This window comes from Qipengyuania pacifica (assembly GCF_019857205.1).
GTDB classification, from domain to species: Bacteria; Pseudomonadota; Alphaproteobacteria; order Sphingomonadales; family Sphingomonadaceae; genus Qipengyuania; species Qipengyuania pacifica.
Window position 1 is genome coordinate 1 of the sequence record NZ_JAHWXO010000044.1, and the last position, 1001, is coordinate 1001.

The 1001-nt window shown below is 61.8% G+C and carries 1 protein-coding gene; it reads right to left on the bottom strand.

The genetic code is table 11. The features are described 5' to 3' along the window. The coding region (locus KYK83_RS17055) for an efflux RND transporter permease subunit (RefSeq protein ID WP_222829097.1) at nucleotides 1–1001 on the bottom strand (1001 nt) is incomplete at both ends.

The window sequence follows — 1001 nt, forward strand, 5'->3', positions numbered from 1 at the left end:
ATCTGAAGTCTTTCCTGAGCAGCCTGGAGGTTCTGGTATTGACCGCCCCACTCGATAAACGCGGCAGCGGGCAGTTCGACCTGCGCCGCAACCCTTTCCTGGGCCTCTTCTACAAAAGACCCGAGGTCGCGTTCTCGCACGTTGGACGAAACGATCACCAGTCTGCGTCCCTGTTCCCGGCGAACCTCCGCGAGACCATCCACCACACGGAACTCGGCAACCGAGCGTAGCGGTATGGTTGCCCCGTTCGGGAGCAGCACCGGCAAAGCACCCAACTGGTCGAAATCGTCGCGGGTCGCGTCCGACAACCGCACAACCACATCGAAGCGGCGATCGCCTTCGAAAACGAGGCCCGCAGGCCGACCGCCCAGTGCGATCGCCACCGATTGCGCAACGTCTTCGACCTTCAGCCCGTAACGGGCAATCGCTGGCCGATCGAAGGCAATATCGAGGGTGGGGAACCCGGTCACTTGCTGGACCTTGACGTCCGCGGCGCCGTCGACATTGCGCAGCACGCCCGCAACCTCGTTCGCCGCCGAGGTCATGGCGCTGAGATCGTCTCCGTAGATCTTGACGGCAACATCTCCGCGAACGCCTGCGATCAATTCGTTGAACCGCAATTCGATCGGTTGGCTGAACTCGTAAAGGTTGCCGACGAGACTGCTGAGGGCGCTCTCCATTTGCGCGACCAACTCGTCCTTGGCGAGGTCGGGATCGGGCCATTCCTCACGGGGTTTGAGGATCACGTACGCATCGGAAGCGTTCGGCGGCATCGGGTCACTGGCCACTTCCGCCGTGCCCGTCCGCGAAAAGACAAGCTCGACTTGCGGAAATTGCTCGAGCCGGTCCTCTACCCGCCTTTGCATCGCGAGCGAACGTTCGAGCGATGTCGAAGGAATACGCAGCGATTGCACGGCGATGTCGCGCTCGTCCAATTGCGGTGTGAACTCGCTCCCGAGGAAGCTGAACACGAAGGCCGCAAAGGCGAAGATGCCGACGCC